This is a genomic window from Micromonospora sp. CA-269861 (assembly GCF_050948505.1).
In the GTDB taxonomy this organism is placed as follows: domain Bacteria; phylum Actinomycetota; class Actinomycetes; order Mycobacteriales; family Micromonosporaceae; genus Micromonospora.
The window spans coordinates 5,276,632-5,298,158 of the sequence record NZ_CP192014.1 but is presented as its reverse complement, the minus strand read 5'-3'; the positions used below and the strand labels follow the sequence as shown (position 1 = coordinate 5,298,158).

The window sequence follows — 21,527 nt, the reverse complement described above, 5'->3', positions numbered from 1 at the left end:
TGCCGGTGAGCCGAGCGGTGGTGCGGCCGGGAGGGTCAGCGGATGCGGGCCAGGATGCGATCGGCGGGGGCCGGGCGGCCGAAGTGCCAGCCCTGGGCGGCGTCGCAGCCGATCGCGCGCAGCCGCTCGGCCTGCCCGGCGGTCTCCACCCCTTCGGCGGTGACGGTCAGGTCCAACGCGTGCGCCAGCGAGACCAGCGAGGCGAGGATCCGCTCGTCGGTGCGGCCGACGGAGGGTGACCGCAGGCCGGCCACGAACTCACCGGCCACCTTCAGCTCGGTCACCGGCAGGTCCCGCAGGTACGCCAGGTTGCTGTAGCCGGTGCCGAAGTCGTCGATGGCGATGCGCACCCCGAGGTCGGCGAGGACCCGCAGGGCGCGGACCGGCTCCTCGGCGGTGCTCATCATCGTGCTCTCGGTGATCTCCAGTTGGAGCCGCTCCGGCGGCAGGCCGGTCTGCCGTAGCAGCGCGCGGACCTCCTGCACCAACCCGGGCCGGTGCACCTGCCGTACCGCCAGGTTGACGCTGACGAACGGCGCGGCGGCACCCCCGGCCGACCACGCCTCGGCCTCGCGGCACGCCTCGGCCAGCACCCACCCGCCCAACTGGACGATCAGGCCGGTCTCCTCGGCCAACCCGATGAAGCTGTCCGGGCGCAGCACTCCCAGCTCCGGATGCCGCCAGCGGACCAGCGCCTCCACGCCGACCAGGCTGCCGTCGCGGAGTGAGGTCAGCGGCTGGTAGTCGAGGTAGAACTCGCCCCGCTCCAACGCCGCGGGGATGGCCGCGGAGAGCGCGTAGCGGGCCAGTTCACGTTGGTTGCGCTCGGCGTCGTAGAGGGCCCAGCGCGCCCCGCCGGCGGACTTCGCCCAGTGCAGGGTGCTGTCGGCGGCCCGCATCAGGTCGGTGGGGTTCGCCCCGGCCACCTGGCGCTCGACGATGCCGACGCTCGCCGAGATCTGCAGCTCGTGCCCGTCCACGAGCGCCGGTGTGCGAACCGCGGCGAGCGCGGTCTCGGCCACCGCCACCATGTCGTCGGTGCCGGCGGTGCGTTCCACCAGGATGACGAACTCGTCGCCGCCGAGCCGGGCCACCAGGTGCTCACCCATCGCCTTGCGCAGCCGCTCGGCGACCGTGGCCAGCAGCAGGTCACCGATCTGGTGGCCCAGGGTGTCGTTGACGACCTTGAAGCGGTCCAGGTCCAGGAAGCACACCCCGACGCGCTGCGCGCCCCGGCCCGGCTCGTTGAGCGCGGCGGTGAGCCGTTCGGTGAACAGCGTCCGGTTGGGCAGGCCGGTGAGCGGGTCGTGGGTGGCCTGATGCCGGAACCGGGCCTCGCTGGCCCGCAGCGCGCGTTCGGCCTGGGTGCGGGCCCGCATCGCGGCGCGGCGGATCGACTCCTGCTCGTCGAGCGTCCGGTCGCGCAGCGCGCGGGCGTAGCCGGTGGCCACGGCCGCCAGCAGCCGGGCCATCCGGTCCTCGACGTCCTCGGCCACCAACCCCAGGTCGCGCACCAGGCGGAGCTGGATGACCTCGACGGTACGACCCAGCCCCTCGGCGGAGGCGATGTGCGCGGCGACCAACTCGGCGCCGACCCGGTGCCCGGCACGCAGGTCGAACGGTTCGGTGAGCAACGCGCCGGCCAGTTGCCCGGTGAGCCGGTCCAGCAGGGCCTCCAACTGGGCCTGCGTCATCGGTAGGTAGCTGGTGCCGGAGACCGCCTTCGCCCAGGCCCGGGCGAATGTGCCCGGATGGGGGGTGACCCCGGGCGACTCAGCCACCGAGGCGCCCGACGCCGCCCATGAAGACCGCTTGCTCGGCGTTCTCGGCGCTCTCCGGAGTGTCGGGTCGCCACTGGGGCACCCAGACCACGCCGGGATCGAGCAGCTCGAACCCGTCGAAGAGCGCGGTCAGCTCGGCGCGACCGCGCACCCACAGGGGGTTGTCGGTGCGCCGGTAGACCCGCTCGGCCTCGGCGCGTTCGTCCTCGCTGCGCCCGTCGTCGCTGGCCTGTGACAGCACGAGGTAGCTGCCGGGCGCCAGCGCGTCCCGTAGCGTCCGCAGCAGCTCGGCCGGTCGGTCGTCGTCCGAGACGAAGTGCAGGACGGCCACGACCATCACGGCCACCGGTTGGCTCAGGTCGAGCAGCTTGCGGACGTCCGGATGGGCCAGGATCGCCTCCGGGTTGCGCAGGTCCTCCTGGACCACCGCGGCCTGCTCGTTGCCGGCGAGGATCTCGCGGCTGTGCGCCACCGCCACCGGGTCGACGTCCACATAGACCACTCGCGACCGCGGGTCGAGCTGCTGGGCGATCTCGTGCACGTTGCCGACGGTCGGGATGCCCGAACCGATGTCCAGGAACTGCCGGATCCCGGCGTCGGCGAGGTGGTGCACGGCCCGGCGCAGGAACGCCCGGTTGGCCTGGGCCATCAACGGCGCCTCGGGCACCGCGGCGACCATCGCCTGCGCCGCGGCCCGGTCGGCGGCGAAGTTGTGCGAGCCGCCGAGGTAGTAGTCGTACATCCGCGCGACGCTCGGGCGCTCGATGTCGATGGTGTCGGGTGCCCAGTCCGGCCGCTGCATGCGTTCACCCCTCGAGTCCGCGACGCGAGCGTCGTCGCCCGCGCGGGTATTGTGCACCCGCCCCGCACGCCAGACCATAGCGCGCCGGAGGTTGCCCGCCGACGTCGGTCGATGCGCGACGGTCCGCGCCGGCCGGAGCTGGCGCGGACCGTCGGTCGCGACGTCCCGCTCGACGAGCGGGTTGCCTGTCAGAACTTCGGCGCGTCCGGTGCCTCGAGCAGGCCGAGCCGGAGCGCGGTCATCAGGGCCTGGGCCCGGTTGGCCGCGCCGAGCTTCTCGTAGAGCTTGGAGATGTGCGTCTTCGCCGTCGACTCGCTGACGAACAGCTGCTTGGCGATGCCGGCCACGCTCATGCCATCGGCGAGCAGCCGCAGCACCTGCCCCTCCCGGGGAGACAACTGCGGGCCGGACGGGGCGAGTCGACGCTTCATCGCCTCGGCCAGGTCAGCCGCCGTGAACGCGCTGGGGGAGGAGGCGGCGTGCCGTGCGGCGGCCACCACCTCGTCGGCCGGGGCGGTTTTCGGCACGAAGGCGCTCGCACCGGCCTCCAGGGCGCCGAAGAGCTGGTCGTCGCCGGCGTACATGGTCAGCACCACGATGCCCATCGACGCGCTGGACTTGCGCAGGGCGCGGGTGGCCTCCAGGCCGCTGCCGTCGGGCAGCCGCAGATCCATGATCACCACGTCCGGCTGCAAGGCGCCGGCCTGGCGTACCCCCTCCGCCGCCGTGGCCGCCTCACCGACGACCTCGAACTGGCGGTCGCGCTCGAAGGCGTGCCGCAAACCCTTGCGAATCAGGTCATGATCGTCGACAAGGAGGACCTTGGTACGGGTGGCCGGTATCGGACTTGTGGTCATCCTCGGGTTACTCCCCTTCTGGTGCTGCGCTGCCGCGCACGTTATCGCGCCGGGCCGAGGTGCCGAGAACCACCGCCACGGTCGTGCCGCTGGGTTGCCGCGGCCTGATCTCCAACCGGCCCCGGATACGTTCCGCCCTCTCGGCCATGATCGCAAGACCGTACCGTCCGTCCGGGCGCTGGTCAGCCATCCCCTGACCGTCATCCGACACTTCTATTTGCGCGTACGGGGGGTCGATCTCGCACGTGACCCACAAATTCGACGCCCCGGCGTGCTTGCGCGCGTTGGTAACCGCCTCCTGCGCGATGCGCAGCAACTCGGCCTCGGTGGCGGCCGGCAGCCGGGCGGTGGACTCGTCCAGCGAGAGGTGCACCCGCAGCCCGCCGGACGCGCCCACGGTGCGCGCGTACTCCGCGATCGCCGCGGCCAGCCCACCCTGCCGGTCCACCTCGCTGCGCAGCTCGAAGAGGCTGAGCCGCAGCTCCTGGATCACCCGGGTCACCTCGCCGCGCAGCGTACGCAGGGCCTCGGCGGTCTCGTCGGCGTCGTCGAAGACGGTGGCCAGGGCGTTGTCGATGCCGTAGCCGACCATCACCAGCTCCTGTGCCACCCCGTCGTGGATCTCCCGGGCCAGCCGCTGCCGCTCCTCGTTGGTGGCCAGTGAGCGCACCTCGTCGAAGAGCAGCGCCGCCTCCAGCCGCAGCGTGGCCGGGCGGGTCAGTGCTGTCACCCGGGACACCACCGGTGGCGGGTACGCCTGCGCGACGTCGGCCTCCAGCACCACCAGCCCCACCGTGCGCACCCCGGCGACCAGCGGAACGATGAGCGCGGACACGTCCCCACCGCGGTGCGAGCGGGACTGTGACCGGGCGGCGGTGGTGGCCTGCTGGGTGGCCCAGGCGTCGGCGATCGCCGAGTCCGCGTCCAGCGTCGTCTCCCAGTCGACCCGGTCCACGCCGGCCTGGGCGAGCACCACGAGCCGACCGCCGCCGCTGGCCGACAGCACCGCGCCCCGGTCGGCGCGGGCCACCGTGCGCAGCTCCTCCAGCAGGTGCTCGGAGATGCCGCCCGGATCGAGTGTCGCGCCGGGCAGCTGCCGGGCCACCGTCCGGAGCTGGGTCAGCAGCCGGGTGGCCTCGGCGTACGGCTGGGGTTTGCCCTCACCGCGGACCGCCATCACCCGGTGCAGCGTGCCGGCGGCGTAGAGCCCCAGCGCCGCCAGGATCAGCCACTGCGCGCAGACCGCGAGGTAACCCGGCTGGCCGAGCTGGGGCCCGCCGTCGACCTGGGTCAGCGCGCCGCTGACCAGCAGGGTGGCACCGGTGACCACGAGCAGCGCGGCGCCCTCGGGGAAGCGGCGGCGCAGCGCGGTGACGGTCACCGGGACCGCCAGGTAGGGCAGCACCGCCGAGGCGCCCAGGCCGTCGACAGTGCCGCCGATGGACGCGACGGCAGCGACGTGGCTCGCGGCCAGCCCCAGCACCACCACCTCGGCGACCCGGCTCAGCGGGCCGATCAGCCGGTGCTGCGGTGCCAGCAGCGACGGCAGCCCGGCCACCGCCAGCAACGCGATCCACCACAGCTGGGCGACGTCGCGGGTGGCGAACAGGGTCAGGATGGCGATCAGCGCCAGCATCACCAGGCGGGCGGCCGCGGCGAGGGGATGCGGGTGCGGTGCGGTGGCTGTGGATGCGGGCACGTGACGGATGGTAGTCAGCCTCGGTAGATATCGGCGATCTCCGCCGCGTACGTCTTGTGGACAACCTGGCGCTTGACCTTGAGCGACGGGGTCAGCTCGCCGGTCGCCTCGGTGAAGTCGTGGGGCAGAACCCGGAACACCTTGATCGCCTCGGCCTTCGACACGGCCTGGTTCGCGGTGTCGATCGCGGCCTGGATCTCGTTGCGGAGGCCCTCGTGCTCGCGTAGCTGCTCGATGGTGGTGTCCAGGGGCATCCCGGCACCCTCCAGCCAGGTCGGCAGCGCCTCCTCGTCGACGGTGACCAGTGCCGCGATGAACGGCTTGGCGTCACCGACGACGACACACTGGCTGATCAACGGGTGCGCCCGGACCAGGTCCTCCAGCACCGCCGGGGCGACGTTCTTGCCGCCGGCGGTGACGATCAGCTCCTTCTTGCGGCCGGTGATGCTGAGGTAGCCGTCGGCGTCGAGCTGGCCCAGGTCGCCGGTGCGGAACCAGCCGTCCGTGCTGATCGTCTCGGCCGTCGCGGCCTCGTTGCGCCAGTAACCCTGGAAGACCAGCTCGCCGGAGATCAGGATCTCGCCGTCGTCCTCGATCCGCACTGTCACGCCGGGCAGCGGACGGCCGACGCTGCCCATCCGGGTGCCGGTGGGCAGGTTCGCCGCGGCGGCGGGCGAGGTCTCGGTGAGGCCGTAGCCCTCCAGGACGGTCACGCCTATACCTCGGAAGAAGTGGCCGAGCCGGGCGCCGAGTGGCGCCCCGCCGGAGATCGCGTCCCGGCACCGTCCGCCGAGCGCGGCGCGCAGCTTGCCGTAGACCAGCCGGTCGAAGACGACGTGCTGGGCGCGCAGCGCCAGGCCGGGCCCGCCCGGGGTCTCCAGCGCCTCGCTGTACGCGATGGCGACCTGCTCGGCGCGGGCGAAGATGCCACCCTTGCCGTCCGCCTCGGCCTTCTGCTTGGCGGCGTTGTAGACCTTCTCGAACACCCGGGGTACGGAGAGCACGAAGGTCGGCCGGAACGCCTGCAGCTCGGCGACCAGGTTCTTGGTGTCGGCGCAGTGCGCCATGGTGGCCCGCGCCTGTACGACGCCGATCTGGATGAGTCGCGCGAAGGCGTGCGCCAGCGGCAGGAAGAGCAGGGTGCTCGCGCCGGCGTTGAACAGGTTCGGCAGCACCGGCACCGCGTTGGCGATGTCGGCGTACATGTTGCGGTGGGTGAGCACGCAGCCCTTGGGCCGGCCGGTGGTGCCGCTGGTGTAGATGATCGTGGCCAGGTCGCCGGCGCGGACGGCCTTGCGCCGCCGCTCGACCTCGGCCAGCTCGACAGTGGCGCCGGCCTTGACCAGCTCGTCGACCCCGCCGCTGTCGATCTGCCAGACCTGGCCCAGCTCGGGCAGCCGGTGCCGGACACCGGCGATCAGGGCGGCGTGCGCCTCGGTCTCCACCACGACGGCGACCGCGTTGGAGTCCTCGATGATCCAGGCGGCCTGCTCGGCGCTGGACGTCTCGTAGATCGGCACGGTCACCGCGCCGACGGCCCAGATGGCGTAGTCCAGCAGCGTCCACTCGTAGCGGGTGCGGCTCATCAGCCCGACCCGGACACCGGGCTCGATGCCGGCGGCGATCAGCCCCCGGGCCACGGCGGCCACCTCGTCGCGGAACTGGAGGCAGGTCACGTCGGTCCACGTGGTGACGGCGCCGTCGGCGCTCGCGGTGGGGCGGGCGAACTGGACGGTGTCGGGCGCGACTTCGGCGTTGTCCCAGACCGGATCGGTGAGGTTGGCCGCGTCGCCAACTGTGACGATCGGCGGGACGGAGAACTCGCGCACCTGCACTCCTTCGTGCTCGCACTGTCTGGTCCGGCCGTCGCCGTGGGCGTCGGCCTGTGTCGAAACCTACCCGGCGGGCGGTCGGGGTGAGTCAGGCAGGAGGCGGGTAGCCTCCCCCCATGGCGGACTCCTCCACCCAGTCGATCAACATCGGCGCCGCACCGGATCGGGTGACGGCGGTCATCTGCGACTTCGCGCGCTACCCGGAGTGGACCGACGCGGTGCGTCGCGCCGAGGTCATCGAGGAGTACGAGGACGGCTACGCCAGTCAGGTGCATTTCACCATCGACGCCGGGGTGATGGCCGACGAGTACGTGCTCGCCTACGAGTACGCCGAGGACCTGTCCCGGATCGAGTGGCACCTGGTCGCCCCGTCGAAGATGCAGAAGGCCCAGCGTGGTTCGTACGACCTGGTGGGTAACCCGGACGGCAGCACCACGGTGACCTACACGCTTGAGGTCGACCTGTCGGTCGGCATGCTCGGGATGTTTCGGCGGAAAGCCGAGAAGATGATCATGGACACCGCGTTGAAGCAGCTCAAGCGCCGGGTAGAAGCAACCGGCGCGGCGCAGTGACGTGTCCGGTGGCACGGTAGAGGAGCCGACGGTGGGCGGAACGGATCCGGGTTCGGCCCGGGAAGAGGCAGAGCGGCTGGTCGCCACCCTGCTGGCGGGGGCGCGACTGGCCTCGGCCGGCTCGGCGGGCGGCGCGTTCGGCTCGTTGGGCGGGATGCTGTCCGGTGTCCTCGGTCACAGTGAGCGCCCGGACGGCCGCTCCGGTGCCGGTGGTGCTTTCGCCACCGGTTCGGCCGAATGCTGCGTCTGCCCGGTCTGTCGGGGCATCGCCGCGTTGCGCGACCCGAGTCCGGAATTCGCCGAGCGTCTCGCCACCGGCGCCGGTGACCTCGCCGCGGGCGTCGCCAGCCTGCTCCGCGCGTTCTCCCCGGCGGAACCGTCCGCGCCGAGGCCCGCCGAGCCGGCCGCGTCGCCGATGCCGGCACCCACCGCGAGCACCGACGACGCGTCCCCCGAGCCACCCCCGGGCACCCCGTCCACAGCGACCGCCGACGACCACGTGTGGCGCGATGCCACCCGTACCGGGCATGATTCTCAGCCGGCGCCGGAGCGGGATGTCTGGTCGGTCGCCACCCGGACGGCGGACCCACTCGCCCCGGCCGCCGTACCACCCGTCGACGAGGCCGGGCCGGCGACCGTACCGGCACCGACCACCCGTCCCGTGGTGCCCGCCTCGCGGGTGCCCGATGACGCCGACGCGGAAGCATCGGGCGACGGCGCCTGAGCGCGGGACATTCCGACCCGACCGGCACTGGGCCGGGGCAGGGGCCGGACAGCACAGCAGAGGGGGGCGGTAGCGGTGACGCTGACCATCGGAGTCGACGTCGGTGGCACGAAGGTGGCCGGCGGTGTCGTGGACGACACCGGCGCGGTCCTCGTGCAGACCCGACGGGACACTCCCGCCGATGACGTCGCAAAGACCCGTGACGTCATCATCGAGCTGGTCAGCGAGCTGGCTGCCGGGCGGACCATCGAGGCCGTCGGCATCGGCGCGGCCGGTTGGATCGACGCCAGCCGTTCCACTGTGCTCTTCGCCCCCAACCTGGCCTGGCGTGACGAACCGCTGCGCGAGTACGTCAGCGAGGCCGTCGGTCTGCCGGTGATCGTGGAGAACGACGGAAACGTCGCCGCGTGGGCCGAGTTCCGCTACGGCGCGGCCCGCGACGCCGACGACTCGATGATCATGTTCACCATCGGCACCGGTGTGGGCGGCGGCATCGTCCTCGGTGGCGAGCTGATGCGCGGGGCGCACGGCATCGCCGCGGAGCTGGGCCACATGCTGGCCGTGCCGGACGGGCACCAGTGCGGCTGCGGCCGGCTGGGCTGCATCGAACAGTACGCCAGCGGCAGCGCCCTGGTCCGGTTCGCCCGCGCCGGCGCCCGGCAGGAGCCCAACCGGGCCACCGCCCTGCTGAAGCTGGCCGGCGGTGAGGCCGAGGCGATCACCGGCCCGATGGTGACCGCCGCCGCGCAGGGCGGCGACCCGGTCTCCGCCGAGGCGTTCGCCCAGATCGGCCGATGGTTGGGCACCAGCCTCGCCGACATGGCGCAGATCCTGGACCCGCAGACCCTCGTGGTCGGCGGCGGTGTGATCGACGCCGGTGACCTGCTGCTCGGCCCCACGCGCCGCTCGTACCTCGACGCGCTCGCCCAGCGTGGTCGCCTGCCGGTGGCCGAGGTGCTCCCGGCGGAGCTGGGCAACAGCGCCGGGGTGATCGGCGCCGCTGACCTGGCCCGCCGGATCTGAGGCGGTCCGGGATGGGCGTGCCGCTGCGCGTGGTGTCGTACAACATCCACAGCCAGCGCGACGACACCGCCGCGCTGGCGGCGGTGGTCCGGGCCGCGACGCCGGACGTGGTGATCGTGCAGGAGGGGCCACGCCGGTTCCGGTGGCGGCAGAAGTCCGCCACGTTGGCCGAGTCGTTCGGCCTGGTGGTGGCCGCCGGCGGGCTGCCCGCCCTGGGCAACCTGCTGCTGACCAGCCTGCGGGTCCAGGTGCGGGGCACCCGCTGTCAGCGCTTCCCGCTGACCCCCGGCCGGCACCTGCGCGGTGCCGCGTACGCCGACTGCCGGGTGGGCGACGCCGAGTTCACTCTCGCCGGCTCGCACCTGTCCACCGACCCGGCCGAGCGGCCCTCCCAGGCCGCCGAGTTCAAGCGGGGGCTGGACGCGGCGACCAGCCCGGTGCTGGCCGGGGCGGACCTCAACGAGGGACCGGACGGGCCCGCCTGGGCCACCGTGTCGCGCGGGTTGACCGACGCCGCGGTCGCGGCCGACCGGGCCGAGCGGCTCACCTACTCCTGCGCCGACCCGCGCCGACGCATCGACGCGCTCTTCGTCGACCCGCGGATCACAGTTGTCGACTACGACGTGGTGGACACCCCGCAGACCCGCCGCGCCAGCGACCACTTCCCGGTCCTGGTCGACCTGCTCCTGCCCACCACCGGCTGACCCCCGACGCCTGCTCGACAGTCGACGCGTCCGGCTCAGGACTGGACATCCGGCCCGGTTGTGGAGAGGATTTCGCGGCGACCGGCACGCCTGCCGTACCAAAGGAGATCTTCCCGGTGTCCACCTCCACCGACCACGGCCGGCCCGACCCGGAGGCGACCTCGCCCGCGGCGAACAGCGACGGCCGCCCCGTCTCCGACCGGGGCGACACGGTCTGCGTCATCGGGGCCGGGGCCAGCGGCCTGACGGCCATCAAGAACCTGCGCGAGCACGGGTTCGGCGTGGACTGCTACGAGCGGGAGACGGGCGTCGGCGGCGCCTGGAACTGGCGGCACGACCGCAGCCCGGTGTACGCCAGCACCCACCTGATCTCGTCGAAGCCGTTCACCCAGTTCCCCGACTTCCCGATGCCGGACTCCTGGCCGGACTACCCGCACCACGGTCAGCTGCTGTCGTACTTCGAGCGGTACGCCGACCACTTCGACCTGCGCTCGCACATCTGGTTCGGGACCGAGGTGATCCGGGTCGAGCCCGTCGAGGGGGACCGGTGGGACGTGACCACCCGCTCCACCGGCGGGTACGGCCCCGAGCGCACTGCCAGGTACGCCGCCGTGGTGATCGCCAACGGCCACAACTGGTCGCCGAAGCTGCCCCGCTACGAGGGCCTCGAACAGTTCCGCGGCGAGATCATGCACGCCTCGTCCTACAAGGACCCGGCGCAGCTGCGCGGCAAGCGGGTGCTGGTGGTCGGCGCCGGCAACACCGGCTGCGACATCGCCGTCGAGGCCGCCCAGCAGGCGTCGCGCTGTTGGCACTCCACCCGGCGCGGTTACTGGTACGCCCCGAAGTACGTCCTCGGTCGCCCCGCCGACCAGGTCAACGACAGCCTGCTGGCGCTGCGGGTGCCGCTGCGGCTGCGGCAGTGGCTCTACCACTGGACGTTGCGGCTGACCGTCGGCGACCTGACCCGCTTCGGCCTGCCCAAGCCCGACCACCGGGTGTACGAGACGCACCCGATCGCGAACAGCCAGCTCGTCTACTACGTGGGCCACGGCGGGATCGGCCCGGTGCCGGACATCGCCCGGTTCCACCCGTACGCCGTGGAGTTGGCCGACGGCCGGGAGATCGACCCCGAGGTGGTCGTCTTCGCCACCGGGTACCTGCCGCGCTTCGAGTTCCTCGACGCGTCGGTGTTCGGTGACAGCGCCGGCGCCGGCCGGCCCACGTTGTGGCTCAACGCCTTCACGCCGGGGCATCCGACCCTGGCCGTCGCCGGCCTGCTGCAGCCGGACTCCGGTCTGTTCACCCTGTCGCACTGGCAGACGGTGCTCTTCGCCCGACTGCTGCGGGCCCGTCGGGACCGGCCGGAACGGGCCACGGCGTTCGCGCAGCGGGTGCGCGACCGGGCCGGTGAGCGGTACTCCGGGCCGGTGAAGGACAGCAGCCGGCACTGGTTCGAGGTCGGGCACGCCGACTACCTGCGCGCCATCCAGCGCGCCCTTGTCGAACTGGAGGGCAAGTGACGGACCTGCGGATCATGCGAGGTCGGGAGTGGTCCCGACCGGTCCGGCCGGCCCGGCGGGAGGTGCTCAGCGCGGTCCCCGAGCTGGAGGAGGGACGTCCGCCGCTGCTCTTCGTTCCCGGGTTCGGGCACGGCGCGTGGGCGTTCGCCGAACACTGGTTGGCTCACGCGGCGTCGCGGGGGTTCCCGGCGTACGCGGTGAGCCTGCGCGGGCACGGTGGCAGCGAGCCGGCGCCGGAGGCGACGCTGCGGGCGTACGCCCACGATGTGGTCCAGGTGGCCGCGAGCCTGCCGCGGCAGGCGGTGCTTGTGGGGCACGGCGCCGGGGCCCTGGTGGTGGCGCACGCGTTGGCCCGCTACCCGGCGCGCGGCGCGGTGCTGGTGGCGCCGGTCTTCGGCGGCTGGGGAGTGCTGGGCGCGGCGTTGCGCCGCAACCCCGCGGCACGCTGCCGGCGGTGTTCGGCGGGCCGTTGCGGCTTAACCGGGGCAGCTGTTCAGCCGCGAGTTGCCCGACGAGGACGCCCGGCGGTACGTCGGACGCCTCGGTCGGGCGGGTCGGCGGGCGCAGTGGGCGCTGCTGGGTGAGCCGGAGGCCGAGCCGGCCGTGGGCGCGCCCCGGTGCTGGTGCTGGGCAGCCCGGACGACCGGGTGGTGCCGGCGTCGACGTTGACCCGGGTGGCCCGTCGGTACGGGTCGGCCCCGCTGCTCTTCCCCGGGATGGGCCACGACCTGATGCTTGACGCGCGGTGGGCGGAGCCGATCGACGCGATCCTGGACTGGTTGGAGAAGGAGCCCGCGGCGCACTGAGCGACCAGGCCGCCGGCGGTCAGCCGCCGGCCTGGTGAACGGCAGGGCTGCCGGTCGGGGTGGCCGGCCGGGGCACCCGAGCGGTGCCGTCGGAGCCGGTGTCGGTGCTGGTCAGGCGACTGACCAGGGCGCCGCCCTCGTCGAGGGCGCGCAGGTAGGAGCGGGCCCAGGCCCGGATGTCGTGCTGGTGCAGATGGGCGCGCATGGCCCGCATCCGCTGGGTGGTGTCCGCCGGGGTGGCCCGCAGCGCCGCGCGCAGACCCTGCTTGAGCCCTTCCAGGTCGTGCGGGTTGACCAGGTACGCCTGGGACAGCTCGGCGGCGGTGCCGGCGAACTCGCTGAGCAGCAGCGCGCCGGTGTCGTCGACCCGCGCGGCCACGTACTCCTTGGCGACCAGGTTCATCCCGTCGCGCAACGGCGTCACCGCCATCACGTCGGCGACCCGGTAGAGCGCGGCCAGCTCGGCCCGGTCGAAGGGCTGGGTGAGGTAGTGGATCGCCGGCTCGCCGACCCGGCCGAACTCGCCGTTGATCCGGCCGACCTCGCGCTCGATGCGTTCGCGCAGGATCTGGTACTGGCCGACGCGTTCCCGGCTCGGCATGGCTACCTGCACCAGCACCGTGTCGCGGACCTTGACGTCGCCGCTGGCGAGCAACTCGCTGTACGCCTTGAGGCGCTGCTCGATGCCCTTGGTGTAATCCATCCGGTCCACGCTGAGGATGACCTGCCGGGGATCGCCGAGGTCCTGACGGAGCCGGTGGGCCCGAGCGGCAACGTCCGGGCGGTCGGCGAGCGCGGCCATCTCGGCGGTGTCGATGGAGACCGGGAACGCGCCGATGCGGACGACCCGGTCGTCGATGCCGATCCGCCGGTCGGTGGCCGGCAGCTCCAGCACCTTGGTCACCAGTTGGGCGAAGTTGTGCGCCGCCTGGGCGCGCTGGAAGCCGACCAGGTCGGCGCCGAGCATGCCGCGCAGCAGTTCGGCCCGGCGGGGCAGTTGCATGAAGAGCTCCGGCGGCGGGAACGGCACGTGCAGGAAGAACCCGATGCGCAGGTCCGGGCGGAGCGCGCGGAGCTGACCGGGGACCAGTTGCAGGTGGTAATCCTGCACCCAGACCACCCCGCCCGGCTCGGCCACCTGGGCGGTCGCCTCGGCGAAGCGCTGGTTGACCCGCTGGTACGCCTCCCACCATCGGCGGTGGTGCTGCGGCTGCTCCACGGCGTCGTGGTAGAGCGGCCAGAGGGTGGCGTTGGCGAACCCCTCGTAGTGGTCGCGCAGGTCTTCCGGGCTGAGCGCGACGGTGTGCATCCGTACGCCGTCCACGTCCGGCAGGGAGGGTGCCGGCCCGGTGCCACCGGCCCAGCCGACCCAGGTCGCCGGGGTGTGCCGTAGGAGCGGGTGCAGTGCGCTGACCAACCCACCAGGGCTGCGTCGCCACTCGCAGGCCCCGTCGGGGGCCTGATTGTCGTCGATGGGGAGGCGGTTGGCCACCACCACGAGAGAACTCTGTCGCATCTCGGGCATTCCGATCAGCAGAGGACTGACCGCCGCGAGCAAGGAAAAACCGGTCAGTCAGCGGGGGAAGTGACGTACAGCGGTATTCCTACTGACAGTAAGTTACACCACTGTTACGCCCCCGGCGGGGCGCTGCTGTCCCGGGATGCGGGCCGACCTCAGACGACGGCGCCGTTGTCCGGGTCGTCCTCGTCCTCGTCGCCGGGGCGCAGCCGCCAGATCAGCGTGACGAAACCGGCCAGGATGCCGGTGAACCCGAACAGCGTGACCGCCGAGCGGTCGATCGGGAGCAGCCACGGGAACAGGAACAGCGCGAACCCGACGACCACCCCGAGCACGCCGATCACCGCGTACTTGCTGACCCGGGGCAGCGGCGGCGGTGGCGGCGGGTGGTAACCCTCGTCGTCCTCGTCGTCGGGAAGGTCGGCGCCGAAGGTGTCCAGCCCGTCCAGCAGCGAGGGCTCGTCCGGTCGGGTGCCGCGCCCCACCGAGATCCCGGAGATGTCAGTGGCGGACGGTAGCCGGCGAACGTCGGTGGCGGTCGGACCGGGCTCGTCGGCACCGGAACGGGTCAGCGGCCCGGCGGTCGGCTCGTCCCGCGCGTCCCGTTCGTCCACGTCCTCCGAGGCCGGCCACGGGTGGTCACCGGGCGTGGAGGTGGTGTGGAAGCCTGCCACGATCCGTGCCCACTCGGCGTCGATGTCCGGTTCGTCGCGAGCCGGCGGCTGCTCCGGAGTGGTCTCGTCGGCGAGCTGGGTCAGATAGTCCCGTGCGGTGGTCAGGTGTGAGCGGTCGACGTAGAGCCGGTCGACCGGCCGGGCCGGCACGGTGGTGGTGCGGGTGACCGGGTTGAGGTCCGCGGAGGGCTGGAGGTAGGCGGCGATCCCGCCCGCGGCCAGGACGTCGAGCAGGTGCTCACCGACGCGCGGATCGACGTCGCCGACGACGGCGTACTCGTTCGCGTCGAGCCCGTTGTCCCGCCGACCCCGGCGGGCCCCACCCGCTGACACCCGGACATCCCCCTTAACGCGCCTTCCGGCGCGGCCACCTCTGCCCTTCGACGCCCGTCCGCACGCCGTGCTCTGAATCGTGACACGTCAGGGCATGGTTCCGGGAGTGCGTTGTGTCGCGTCTTCCAAAGTCAGAGCCCCTGCCGCTGGTCACGGCAGGGGCTCTTTGTCCGTTCTTGCTAGGGGAGCGTTAGGGAACTAGCCGGTCGCGGCCCTGCTGGCGAGCTTTTCACCCACCAACTGGGCGACCCGGCGGTGTGTCTCCGGGTACAGGTGGGCGTAGAGCTGCAAGGTCGTCCGGACGTTTGCGTGACCCATCACCTTCGACAGCATCTCGATCGGCACCCCCGCGTCGGCCGCGATCGACGCGAACGTGTGCCGCAGGTCGTGGAACCGCAGCGGCGGCAGCTCGGCCTGCCGAGCCCGTTTCGCGAACACCCGCCCGACCGTGTCCGGGAACAGCGGCTTCCCGTCCTCGTGGGTGAACACCCAGCCCTCGTCGTTCCAAGCTGGCCCCCACTGCAGGCGTTCCCGGTTCTGCTGCGCCCGCCACTGCCGCAGGACGGCGACCGTCCCAGGGAACAGCGGGACGGTCCGCTCACCCGACCGGGTCTTCGGGTGGTCGACCACCGAGACCGCCCCGGCGACGGTCACCCGCTGCCGCCACACCCGGGCTGTCCCGGTGTCCAGGTCGACGTCCGCCCAGCCGAGGGCGAGCAGCTCCCCCCGGCGCAGCCCTGTGTGCACCGCGAGGTGGATCAACGGGGCCAGGCGGTCGGACTGCCGGTCGAGCCAGTCGAGGAACAGCCGGGCCTGGTCGGGGGTCCATGGGCGGACCTCGGTGGGTCGCCACGTCGGCAGCTCCGCGTGCGGGGCGACGTTCCGGGGGACCAACCCGGCTTTCTCCGCGCTCCGCAGGCAACCCGACACCACCCCGTGCATCCGGACGATGCTGGCGGGGGAGATCGACGGGGGGACCTTCCGGCCGTTCTTGGTCGCCTCCTCGACCTGCGCCCGCCGGTCCCGCAGGATCGCCCCGTACGCCCGGGTCAGGTGGTACCCGGTCAGCTCGGTCAGCTTGTACCGGCCGAGCTGGGGGACCAGGTGCAGCCGCAGGGCGTCGGTGTGCGCTCGGGCACTGGACGGTTTCAGCTCGCCCCGTTCGATCTTCCCGGCCAACCATTCGGCGGACCAACCAGCGAAGGTCGTCCGGGGGTTCGCGCTGATCTTCCCGTCCCGGTCGGCGGTCCCAACCTCCTCGCGGGCTTTCATCGCCTCCCGCCCAGTCTGGAACCCGCCCTTGGTGACCTGCCGGCGGCGGCCGTCCGGCCCGGCGGGCAGCTCGATGTGGAACGCCCAACGGTGCTCGGCGCACCTGTTGGCAGGGCAGTCGCGGTTGCACCGCTGGTACACCCCGGCGATCTTCTGCTGGCGGTACACGAACGGCCGGTTCACCGCTGGTTCCTCCTCTTCTCGCGGGTGCTGATCGGGGTGCCTTCGACTCCTGCCGGGAGGGGCTGCCCGGCGGGGGTGTCCTGGTCGTGCCCGTACTCGGCGGCTGCCGGTCGGGGGCCGTAGATGAAGCTGTCCATGGCGGTGAGCAGGTCGGCGAGGTCGGCGCTGGTCAGTTCGGGGTAGCCGTGTCGCAGCAGGACGACCCGCAGGTCGAGCAGCAGGCCGTACGACAGCCGGTGGTCGGGTTCGTGGCGGGGGACTGGGTAGTTCGTGCTGGTGGGTAGGTTGTCCACGGGTCGCCTCCTGTTAGGCGGTCAAGGCCCCGGGTTGGTGGTGGTGCACCGTCCCGGGGCCGTCTTCTATTGGGGCTGCGCGGTTGGTGCCTGGTCGGTGTTGCGTTGGGCTTCCTTGAGCCGCCTGCCGACGGTTCCCATGTCGATGCCGAGTTGCTGTGCGATGGCCTTCATGCCGACGCCTTGTCGGTGCAGCGCAAGACATCTGGCGGCCTGTTCGGCTCGTTCGCTCGCGCCGTAGGGGGCGAATCTGTTCCGGCGAGCCTCTGACGAGGCAAGACGAAACACCAGGCGACCCCCGGTTGCGTTATTGGCGACCGCCGCACGGTGCTCGGCAATCACGGCTTGGCGCGCCGCGAGGCGGTCCGGTCCCACCCAATCCCTCACTTTGGACGGGATCACCTCGAAAGCGATGGCGAGGCTAGCTATGCCCTCGCCCGCCTCGAATCGGCGGACGCAGTCGTCGATCTCTTCCGCCGTGACCGCCGGGCGAGCCCCATTCCACTCCATCGCGGCCAGGCGGGCTCTACGCACGTCCTGACCGATCCGGCTGGCGGTGGTCGAATAGCCGAGCCCCACTGCCCGTGCAATGTCGGCAATCCGCTCACCAGCCATGAAACGACGTCGGCATTCGGCAGCCTGTTTGGCTAACTCAGCCTCGGTGTAGGGGGAGACAAAAGGCTGACGCCAAATGTCGAGGACGTTCTTGGTCAACTGTTGCCCCTGGGGCGAAGGTCGACGGTGGGGGTGGGCTGGGCCGTCGCCGGCCTGGCCGAAGTGGGCTGCGGTTCGGGCCGCAGCGCGAGCGCGGCGGCGACCCGTTCGGCCAGCCAGTCGCGCGGATCGGCCTTCACTGCGCGGTCTCCTGGTTGCGGCGGGCGAGGTACTCGGTGATCGCCTCGCGGATCAGGAAGTTGACCGGCCGTCGGTCCTGGTGGCGGAGTTGTTCGAGGTCGGTCTTCATGGGGGTGGGCAGCAGCAGCAACACCTTGGCGTCATTGCGCGGTTCTGGGTCCATTTTGAGGGCTCCTCGAATTGGGTTCTATTTGCGGAGCCCTTGCCGCCCAGGGTGGGTAGGCGACAAGAGCCCCGCAGAAAAATCCCACCACTAGAGCACGTCAACGCACAATCTATGGGCGGTATAGCAGCGCGATAGGTCTGTCACAAAGGGGAGAAGTTCGTCCGGTCTGTGGGCGACGCCACCTCTTAATGCGGAGCGATTTGCCCGTTTCACGTGGAACAGAACACGCGGCGCGGCACGCGGTGTGCGTGGCCTAGCGAACATGGTTTGCGACCGGCGAGGACTGCTTTACTGGTTGTCGTAAGGCCAACTGAGCGTCAGCGGTCCAAAAGAGTGGCGAGCCCAAACGAGCGGCCTCCCGCCAGCGTCGGACCAGAGAGAGCGTCCTGCGGAACAACGGACGCCGCTGCCGAGCGCAACACCCCACGTCGAGCTGCCCGTCGAGCCACAAGGACGGTCACCCAAGGACGACGTAGGGGTCTCGGCAAGCACGCTCCCGAACCGACTTCGGGAGACCCTCCATGGCAACACGACGCACATTCAGCGGCAGCAAACTCCGCGCCAGGCGGAAAGCTGCCGGTCTATCGCTCAGAACCCTCGGGCGGAAGCTCGACACCGAATACACCAACATCAGCAAGTGGGAGAACGGGCACCGGTCGCCCAAGGCGCTCACCCTGCTCCAGCTCGCCGAAGTGCTCGACTGCCAGGTCGGCGACCTGTTCGAGGCGGTGGCCGAGTGAACGTCGACGTCCCCACCGCTGACGACGTCCGCGCCTTCCGCGTGACCGTCGACCTGCCCACAGCCGGCAGGTGCTTTGGGATCGGCCGAGACCTGTCCTACAACCTCGCCCGGCAAGGTGCGTTCCCGGTCCCTGTCCTGCGGCTCGGCCGTCGGCTGGTCGTCACCCGGGCCGCGCTGCTTCGGGCGCTCGGAGAGGCCACCGAAGCCCCGGACGGGGGTGCCCGGTGAACGACCGTCCCCAGGCAGCAGAAAGCCCCCAGGAAGCCGCCACCGGAGACGACAACCTGAGGGCCAGCTGGACCAACACCCCACACGACAACCAAGGTGAGACCGAGGCAAGATCAATTCTACCAGCGCAAACGTCCACGGCAGAGGGCTACGGGTTCGAGGACGTCGATGGACCCGACGAGGAGACCCTCAAGGCGCGGAGGGCCGAACTGGACGAGGCAAAGCGACTGGCCAACGTCCAGCGGATCAACGAGATCGCGGCCGAGGAGTACCTCAAGCTCTGCGGACGGGACGTCGCCCGGAAGAAGTTCAACGCCGAGCAGATGAGCGCAGCCGCCTCTCAGCGGAAGCTCCGGCTGCTCGACGGCTGGGCGTTCATGGAGGAAGACGAGGGCGACGACACTCCGGTCTGGGGTACCGCCGACATCCCGCTGTGGGCGGTCGGGGAGCCGTTGATGATCTTCGGCCCGAACGGCGTCGGCAAATCCACCCTGTCGCACCAACTCGTGTTCGCCCGGATCGGCTTGGTCGACCAAGTCATGGACCTGCCGGTGCTGGCTAGCCCCGGCAAGGTGTTCTACGTCGCGGCGGACCGGCCAAAGCAGATCAAACGGGCGATGCGGCGGCTGCGGAAGCCGGAGCAGCGGGAGGTCCTCAAGGAGCGGTTGATCGTGCACAAGGGGCCGCTGCCGTTCGACGTGACGGTCGACAAGGACGCCCTGGCCGACCTCGCCCAGTCCCACGGCGCGACCACGATCTTCATCGACTCGCTCAAGGACGTCTGCCCAAAGCCGAGCAACGAGGAAGCCGCCAACGGGTACAACAGCGCCCGGCAGGAGGCGATCGCCCGGGGGATCGAGTGGGTGGAGGACCACCACAACCGCAAGGCCAGCGACGACAACAAGACCCCCAACACGATCGAGGACGTCTACGGCAGCCGCTGGTTGACGGCCGGTGCCGGTTCGGTCCTGTGCCTCTGGGGCGAGGCGGGCAGCACTCAGGTTCGGCTCACACAGTTGAAGTCGCCCGGTGGGTTCATCCAGCCCCAAGACCTGACGATCAACCACGCGACCGGCGAGATCGGCGCGCGGGTGGTCCTCGGGATCACGGACCTGCTCAGGAACAGTGGTCGGGAAGGAATCACGGTCGCCGACGCGGCCCGGTTCTGGTCGGGCACAGACAAGCCGGTCAAGCGCGACATGGAGAACGCTCGTAACAAGCTCAAGCGGTTGGTCGAGCAGGGAACGGCCATGACGCACAAGGACAAGGTGGACAAGCTCGACCGCTTCACCCTCTCGCCCGTCGCCGCGCCACAAATGAAGGTGTCCACCGGCTACCAGCAAGACGGGCTCGGGTTCGGCTGGAGTCCATAGATCGGCATCCATAGTGACACGTTGGTCACTGCCAACGTAGACACCAATCTATGAACCAACGCCTCCAACGGCAGGTAACAAGACGCCGGTCAGAGGCACCAACGCACCAACCAACGCCACCAACGTCCCACCAACGTCCGGGGGGGTTCTTTTAAGACCCCCGGCGTTGGCGGTGGACACCAACGACCAGGAAGAAGGACCGTGAGCCATGGCCAAAACCCGAACCCAACCCCGACTCCGACTCACCCTCCACTACCGACCCCGACGAGACACCCACCGCACCACCGATTGGTACACCTGCACCACCTACGAACTCACCCCCGGCTGGGTCATCCTCCACAACGCCCAACAACACGACTGGTACCGACGACCCGTGCAACCCACCACCACCCGACTGGCCATCCCAACCAACCGCATCGCCGAAATCACCCAACACTGACCAGGCGCAGCCCCGCACGATCCCGGCGCCAACGCCAACCTGAAAAACTAGAACCGTGACTACTACGGAACCGGACCGGGACGCGGAACAGGCCGGCACTACCGACAACCGGCTCGCGACCATCATTCGATTCGCACTACGAGGCGTGTGGGTAGAGCCGAGCACCCTGGGCAGCCAGTACACGTGGGACTTCGAGGGGTATCACGCCACCCTCACCCTGCCCCGTCACCCCGACGACTTCGCCAGAGACGACGAACCGGAAGTCGAACCACATCCGGCCATCACCGCAGCGCCCGTCTTTTCGGGCAGCGGCAGCCACGCCGCCGCCGTCGTGCACCTTGTCGAAGTTCGCGTCGCCTTCGACGGTGATCTCTGGCTGAAAGACAGGGATCAGTGGATCAAAGCGCGGGAGCAAGCCAGCGCAGACACTGCCAGCTCACGCCAGGAGTACGAGAGCAAAGTCGAGCAGCTCTGGACTCGTGGCCGCGATGTAGCCGAACGGCTGACCCATGCGTGGCTGGCACACGTCCGCACCATCGCAGGACAGCCCTGGCTGGGCATCACGGCCGAGATTCCGCAGCAGTACGGCCGCAGCCGTTTGGTTGACGAAGCCACAGGGGTCGGCTTCCTGGCTTTCGGCACCCGGCAGTCGCTAATAGTGCGCCACGGAGGGCTCGCGCTCTCCGCCGACCAGCTCAACCATGCACGTGATCAGGTGCTCACCGGCGACCCACCCGCAGCGGAAGCCTTGCTCGCTGACGCGCGGTTCCTGGCCAGCGGAGCTGACACCGTCGATGCCCAGCGAGCCGTGCTGATTGCCGCCATCGCCTGTGAGGTCAAAGCCAAGCGAGTCGCCATCGAGCGAGCCAAACCCGAGCGTCGCCAAGGGCTCGGCGGGATGTCCGACCTCGACAAGATCGTCGACCAGTTCTACCAACAAGCCTTCGGCGTATCCCTCAGGCTGTCGAACCAAGCGCTGTTCAGGAAAATCAAGCGGCTCAGCGCCCTGCGGAACAACATCGCGCATAGGGGCGAGCCGGTCGATCGCGAGGAGTGCGACCAACTCATACTCGCCGCGACCCAGCTCTTCGACTGGCTGGACTCGATCCAACCCTCGCCGTAGGAAG

General features: G+C 70.9%; 22 protein-coding genes and 1 pseudogene. 11 read left to right on the top strand and 12 right to left on the bottom strand.

Annotated elements, in window-relative coordinates:
* Window positions 1–35: 35 nt before the first annotated feature.
* The 5 genes from ACQP0U_RS24155 to ACQP0U_RS24135 form a co-directional block, all read right to left on the bottom strand.
* Window positions 36–1,694, bottom strand: a complete 1,659-nt coding sequence (locus ACQP0U_RS24155) for a putative bifunctional diguanylate cyclase/phosphodiesterase (protein ID WP_433321083.1) — start codon at window positions 1,692–1,694, stop codon at window positions 36–38.
* A gap of 79 nt (window positions 1,695–1,773) precedes the next feature.
* A complete protein-coding gene (locus tag ACQP0U_RS24150; protein WP_433311095.1) occupies window positions 1,774–2,583 on the bottom strand; it encodes an SAM-dependent methyltransferase in 810 nt (269 codons plus the stop codon).
* A 188-nt stretch (window positions 2,584–2,771) separates the two neighbouring features.
* Window positions 2,772–3,440: a response regulator transcription factor gene (locus tag ACQP0U_RS24145; protein ID WP_030337723.1), complete on the bottom strand. Its 669-nt coding sequence runs from the start codon at window positions 3,438–3,440 to the stop codon at window positions 2,772–2,774.
* Between the two features lie 7 nt (window positions 3,441–3,447).
* Complete coding sequence (locus ACQP0U_RS24140) at window positions 3,448–5,139, bottom strand: sensor histidine kinase (protein WP_433311092.1); 1,692 nt, start codon at window positions 5,137–5,139, stop codon at window positions 3,448–3,450.
* 14 nt (window positions 5,140–5,153) lie between these two features.
* On the bottom strand, window positions 5,154–6,968 hold the full coding sequence (locus ACQP0U_RS24135) for an AMP-dependent synthetase/ligase (protein WP_433311089.1): 1,815 nt from the start codon (window positions 6,966–6,968) through the stop codon (window positions 5,154–5,156).
* A 119-nt stretch (window positions 6,969–7,087) separates the two neighbouring features.
* Here ACQP0U_RS24135 and ACQP0U_RS24130 point away from each other — a divergent pair, with 119 nt between their 5' ends.
* From ACQP0U_RS24130 to ACQP0U_RS24105, 6 genes and pseudogenes are all read left to right on the top strand, one after another.
* The gene (locus ACQP0U_RS24130) at window positions 7,088–7,543 is read left to right on the top strand and encodes an SRPBCC family protein (protein ID WP_433311086.1); all 456 of its coding nucleotides are present in this window, start codon (window positions 7,088–7,090) and stop codon (window positions 7,541–7,543) included.
* 31 nt (window positions 7,544–7,574) lie between these two features.
* Entirely contained in the window at window positions 7,575–8,267 is a 693-nt protein-coding gene (locus ACQP0U_RS24125) for a hypothetical protein (protein ID WP_433311083.1), read from the top strand.
* 75 nt (window positions 8,268–8,342) lie between these two features.
* A complete protein-coding gene (locus ACQP0U_RS24120) occupies window positions 8,343–9,290 on the top strand; it encodes an ROK family glucokinase (RefSeq protein WP_433311080.1) in 948 nt (315 codons plus the stop codon).
* Window positions 9,291–9,301: 11 nt separating this feature from the next.
* Window positions 9,302–9,994, top strand: coding sequence for an endonuclease/exonuclease/phosphatase family protein (locus ACQP0U_RS24115; protein ID WP_433311077.1), 693 nt, complete (start codon window positions 9,302–9,304; stop codon window positions 9,992–9,994).
* 116 nt (window positions 9,995–10,110) lie between these two features.
* Window positions 10,111–11,517, top strand: a complete 1,407-nt coding sequence (locus ACQP0U_RS24110) for a flavin-containing monooxygenase (RefSeq protein ID WP_433311075.1) — start codon at window positions 10,111–10,113, stop codon at window positions 11,515–11,517.
* A 14-nt stretch (window positions 11,518–11,531) separates the two neighbouring features.
* Window positions 11,532–12,323 (top strand): annotated as a pseudogene (locus ACQP0U_RS24105) (alpha/beta hydrolase).
* 19 nt (window positions 12,324–12,342) lie between these two features.
* On the opposite strand, the gene ACQP0U_RS24100 reads toward ACQP0U_RS24105, so the two are convergent.
* The 7 genes from ACQP0U_RS24100 to ACQP0U_RS24070 form a co-directional block, all read right to left on the bottom strand.
* Window positions 12,343–13,839, bottom strand: coding sequence for an alpha,alpha-trehalose-phosphate synthase (UDP-forming) (locus tag ACQP0U_RS24100; RefSeq protein ID WP_433311073.1), 1,497 nt, complete (start codon window positions 13,837–13,839; stop codon window positions 12,343–12,345).
* A 158-nt stretch (window positions 13,840–13,997) separates the two neighbouring features.
* A complete protein-coding gene (locus tag ACQP0U_RS24095) occupies window positions 13,998–14,849 on the bottom strand; it encodes a DUF308 domain-containing protein (protein WP_433311070.1) in 852 nt (283 codons plus the stop codon).
* Window positions 14,850–15,047: 198 nt separating this feature from the next.
* Window positions 15,048–16,304: a tyrosine-type recombinase/integrase gene (locus ACQP0U_RS24090; protein ID WP_433311067.1), complete on the bottom strand. Its 1,257-nt coding sequence runs from the start codon at window positions 16,302–16,304 to the stop codon at window positions 15,048–15,050.
* On the bottom strand, window positions 16,301–16,597 hold the full coding sequence (locus ACQP0U_RS24085; protein WP_433311064.1) for a hypothetical protein: 297 nt from the start codon (window positions 16,595–16,597) through the stop codon (window positions 16,301–16,303). The genes ACQP0U_RS24090 and ACQP0U_RS24085 overlap by 4 nt, the downstream gene beginning before the upstream one ends.
* A 66-nt stretch (window positions 16,598–16,663) precedes the next feature.
* Entirely contained in the window at window positions 16,664–17,311 is a 648-nt protein-coding gene (locus tag ACQP0U_RS24080) for a hypothetical protein (protein ID WP_433311061.1), read from the bottom strand.
* The gene (locus tag ACQP0U_RS24075; protein WP_433311059.1) at window positions 17,308–17,451 is read right to left on the bottom strand and encodes a hypothetical protein; all 144 of its coding nucleotides are present in this window, start codon (window positions 17,449–17,451) and stop codon (window positions 17,308–17,310) included. The genes ACQP0U_RS24080 and ACQP0U_RS24075 overlap by 4 nt, the downstream gene beginning before the upstream one ends.
* Window positions 17,448–17,615 (bottom strand): hypothetical protein, encoded by a 168-nt coding sequence (locus ACQP0U_RS24070; protein ID WP_433311056.1) that lies wholly within the window; start codon window positions 17,613–17,615, stop codon window positions 17,448–17,450. The genes ACQP0U_RS24075 and ACQP0U_RS24070 overlap by 4 nt, the downstream gene beginning before the upstream one ends.
* Before the next feature lie 524 nt (window positions 17,616–18,139).
* On the opposite strand from ACQP0U_RS24070, the gene ACQP0U_RS24065 reads away from it, so the two are divergent.
* From ACQP0U_RS24065 to ACQP0U_RS24045, 5 genes are all read left to right on the top strand, one after another.
* Window positions 18,140–18,358 carry a helix-turn-helix domain-containing protein gene (locus ACQP0U_RS24065; protein ID WP_433311053.1) on the top strand — a complete coding sequence of 73 codons (219 nt, stop codon included), beginning with the start codon at window positions 18,140–18,142 and terminating at the stop codon, window positions 18,356–18,358.
* Window positions 18,355–18,588 carry a DNA-binding protein gene (locus tag ACQP0U_RS24060; RefSeq protein ID WP_433311050.1) on the top strand — a complete coding sequence of 78 codons (234 nt, stop codon included), beginning with the start codon at window positions 18,355–18,357 and terminating at the stop codon, window positions 18,586–18,588. The genes ACQP0U_RS24065 and ACQP0U_RS24060 overlap by 4 nt, the downstream gene beginning before the upstream one ends.
* Window positions 18,585–19,961: an AAA family ATPase gene (locus ACQP0U_RS24055; protein WP_433311047.1), complete on the top strand. Its 1,377-nt coding sequence runs from the start codon at window positions 18,585–18,587 to the stop codon at window positions 19,959–19,961. Before ACQP0U_RS24060 ends, ACQP0U_RS24055 begins: the two co-directional genes overlap by 4 nt.
* Before the next feature lie 208 nt (window positions 19,962–20,169).
* Window positions 20,170–20,400 carry a hypothetical protein gene (locus tag ACQP0U_RS24050; RefSeq protein ID WP_433311045.1) on the top strand — a complete coding sequence of 77 codons (231 nt, stop codon included), beginning with the start codon at window positions 20,170–20,172 and terminating at the stop codon, window positions 20,398–20,400.
* A gap of 55 nt (window positions 20,401–20,455) precedes the next feature.
* The gene (locus ACQP0U_RS24045) at window positions 20,456–21,523 is read left to right on the top strand and encodes a hypothetical protein (protein ID WP_433311042.1); all 1,068 of its coding nucleotides are present in this window, start codon (window positions 20,456–20,458) and stop codon (window positions 21,521–21,523) included.
* Window positions 21,524–21,527 lie beyond the last annotated feature (4 nt).

Bases quoted from the DNA above. Each gene is read 5' to 3' on its own strand.
- ACQP0U_RS24100 (WP_433311073.1), bottom strand. From the start codon at position 13,839: ATGCGACAGAGTTCTCTCGTGGTGGTGGCCAACCGCCTCCCCATCGAC.
- ACQP0U_RS24065 (WP_433311053.1), top strand. From the start codon at position 18,140: ATGGCAACACGACGCACATTCAGCGGCAGCAAACTCCGCGCCAGGCGG.
- ACQP0U_RS24130 (WP_433311086.1), top strand. From the start codon at position 7,088: ATGGCGGACTCCTCCACCCAGTCGATCAACATCGGCGCCGCACCGGAT.
- ACQP0U_RS24155 (WP_433321083.1), bottom strand. From the start codon at position 1,694: ATGACGCAGGCCCAGTTGGAGGCCCTGCTGGACCGGCTCACCGGGCAA.
- ACQP0U_RS24150 (WP_433311095.1), bottom strand. From the start codon at position 2,583: ATGCAGCGGCCGGACTGGGCACCCGACACCATCGACATCGAGCGCCCG.
- ACQP0U_RS24145 (WP_030337723.1), bottom strand. From the start codon at position 3,440: ATGACCACAAGTCCGATACCGGCCACCCGTACCAAGGTCCTCCTTGTC.
- ACQP0U_RS24050 (WP_433311045.1), top strand. From the start codon at position 20,170: ATGGCCAAAACCCGAACCCAACCCCGACTCCGACTCACCCTCCACTAC.
- ACQP0U_RS24070 (WP_433311056.1), bottom strand. From the start codon at position 17,615: ATGGACCCAGAACCGCGCAATGACGCCAAGGTGTTGCTGCTGCTGCCC.
- ACQP0U_RS24115 (WP_433311077.1), top strand. From the start codon at position 9,302: ATGGGCGTGCCGCTGCGCGTGGTGTCGTACAACATCCACAGCCAGCGC.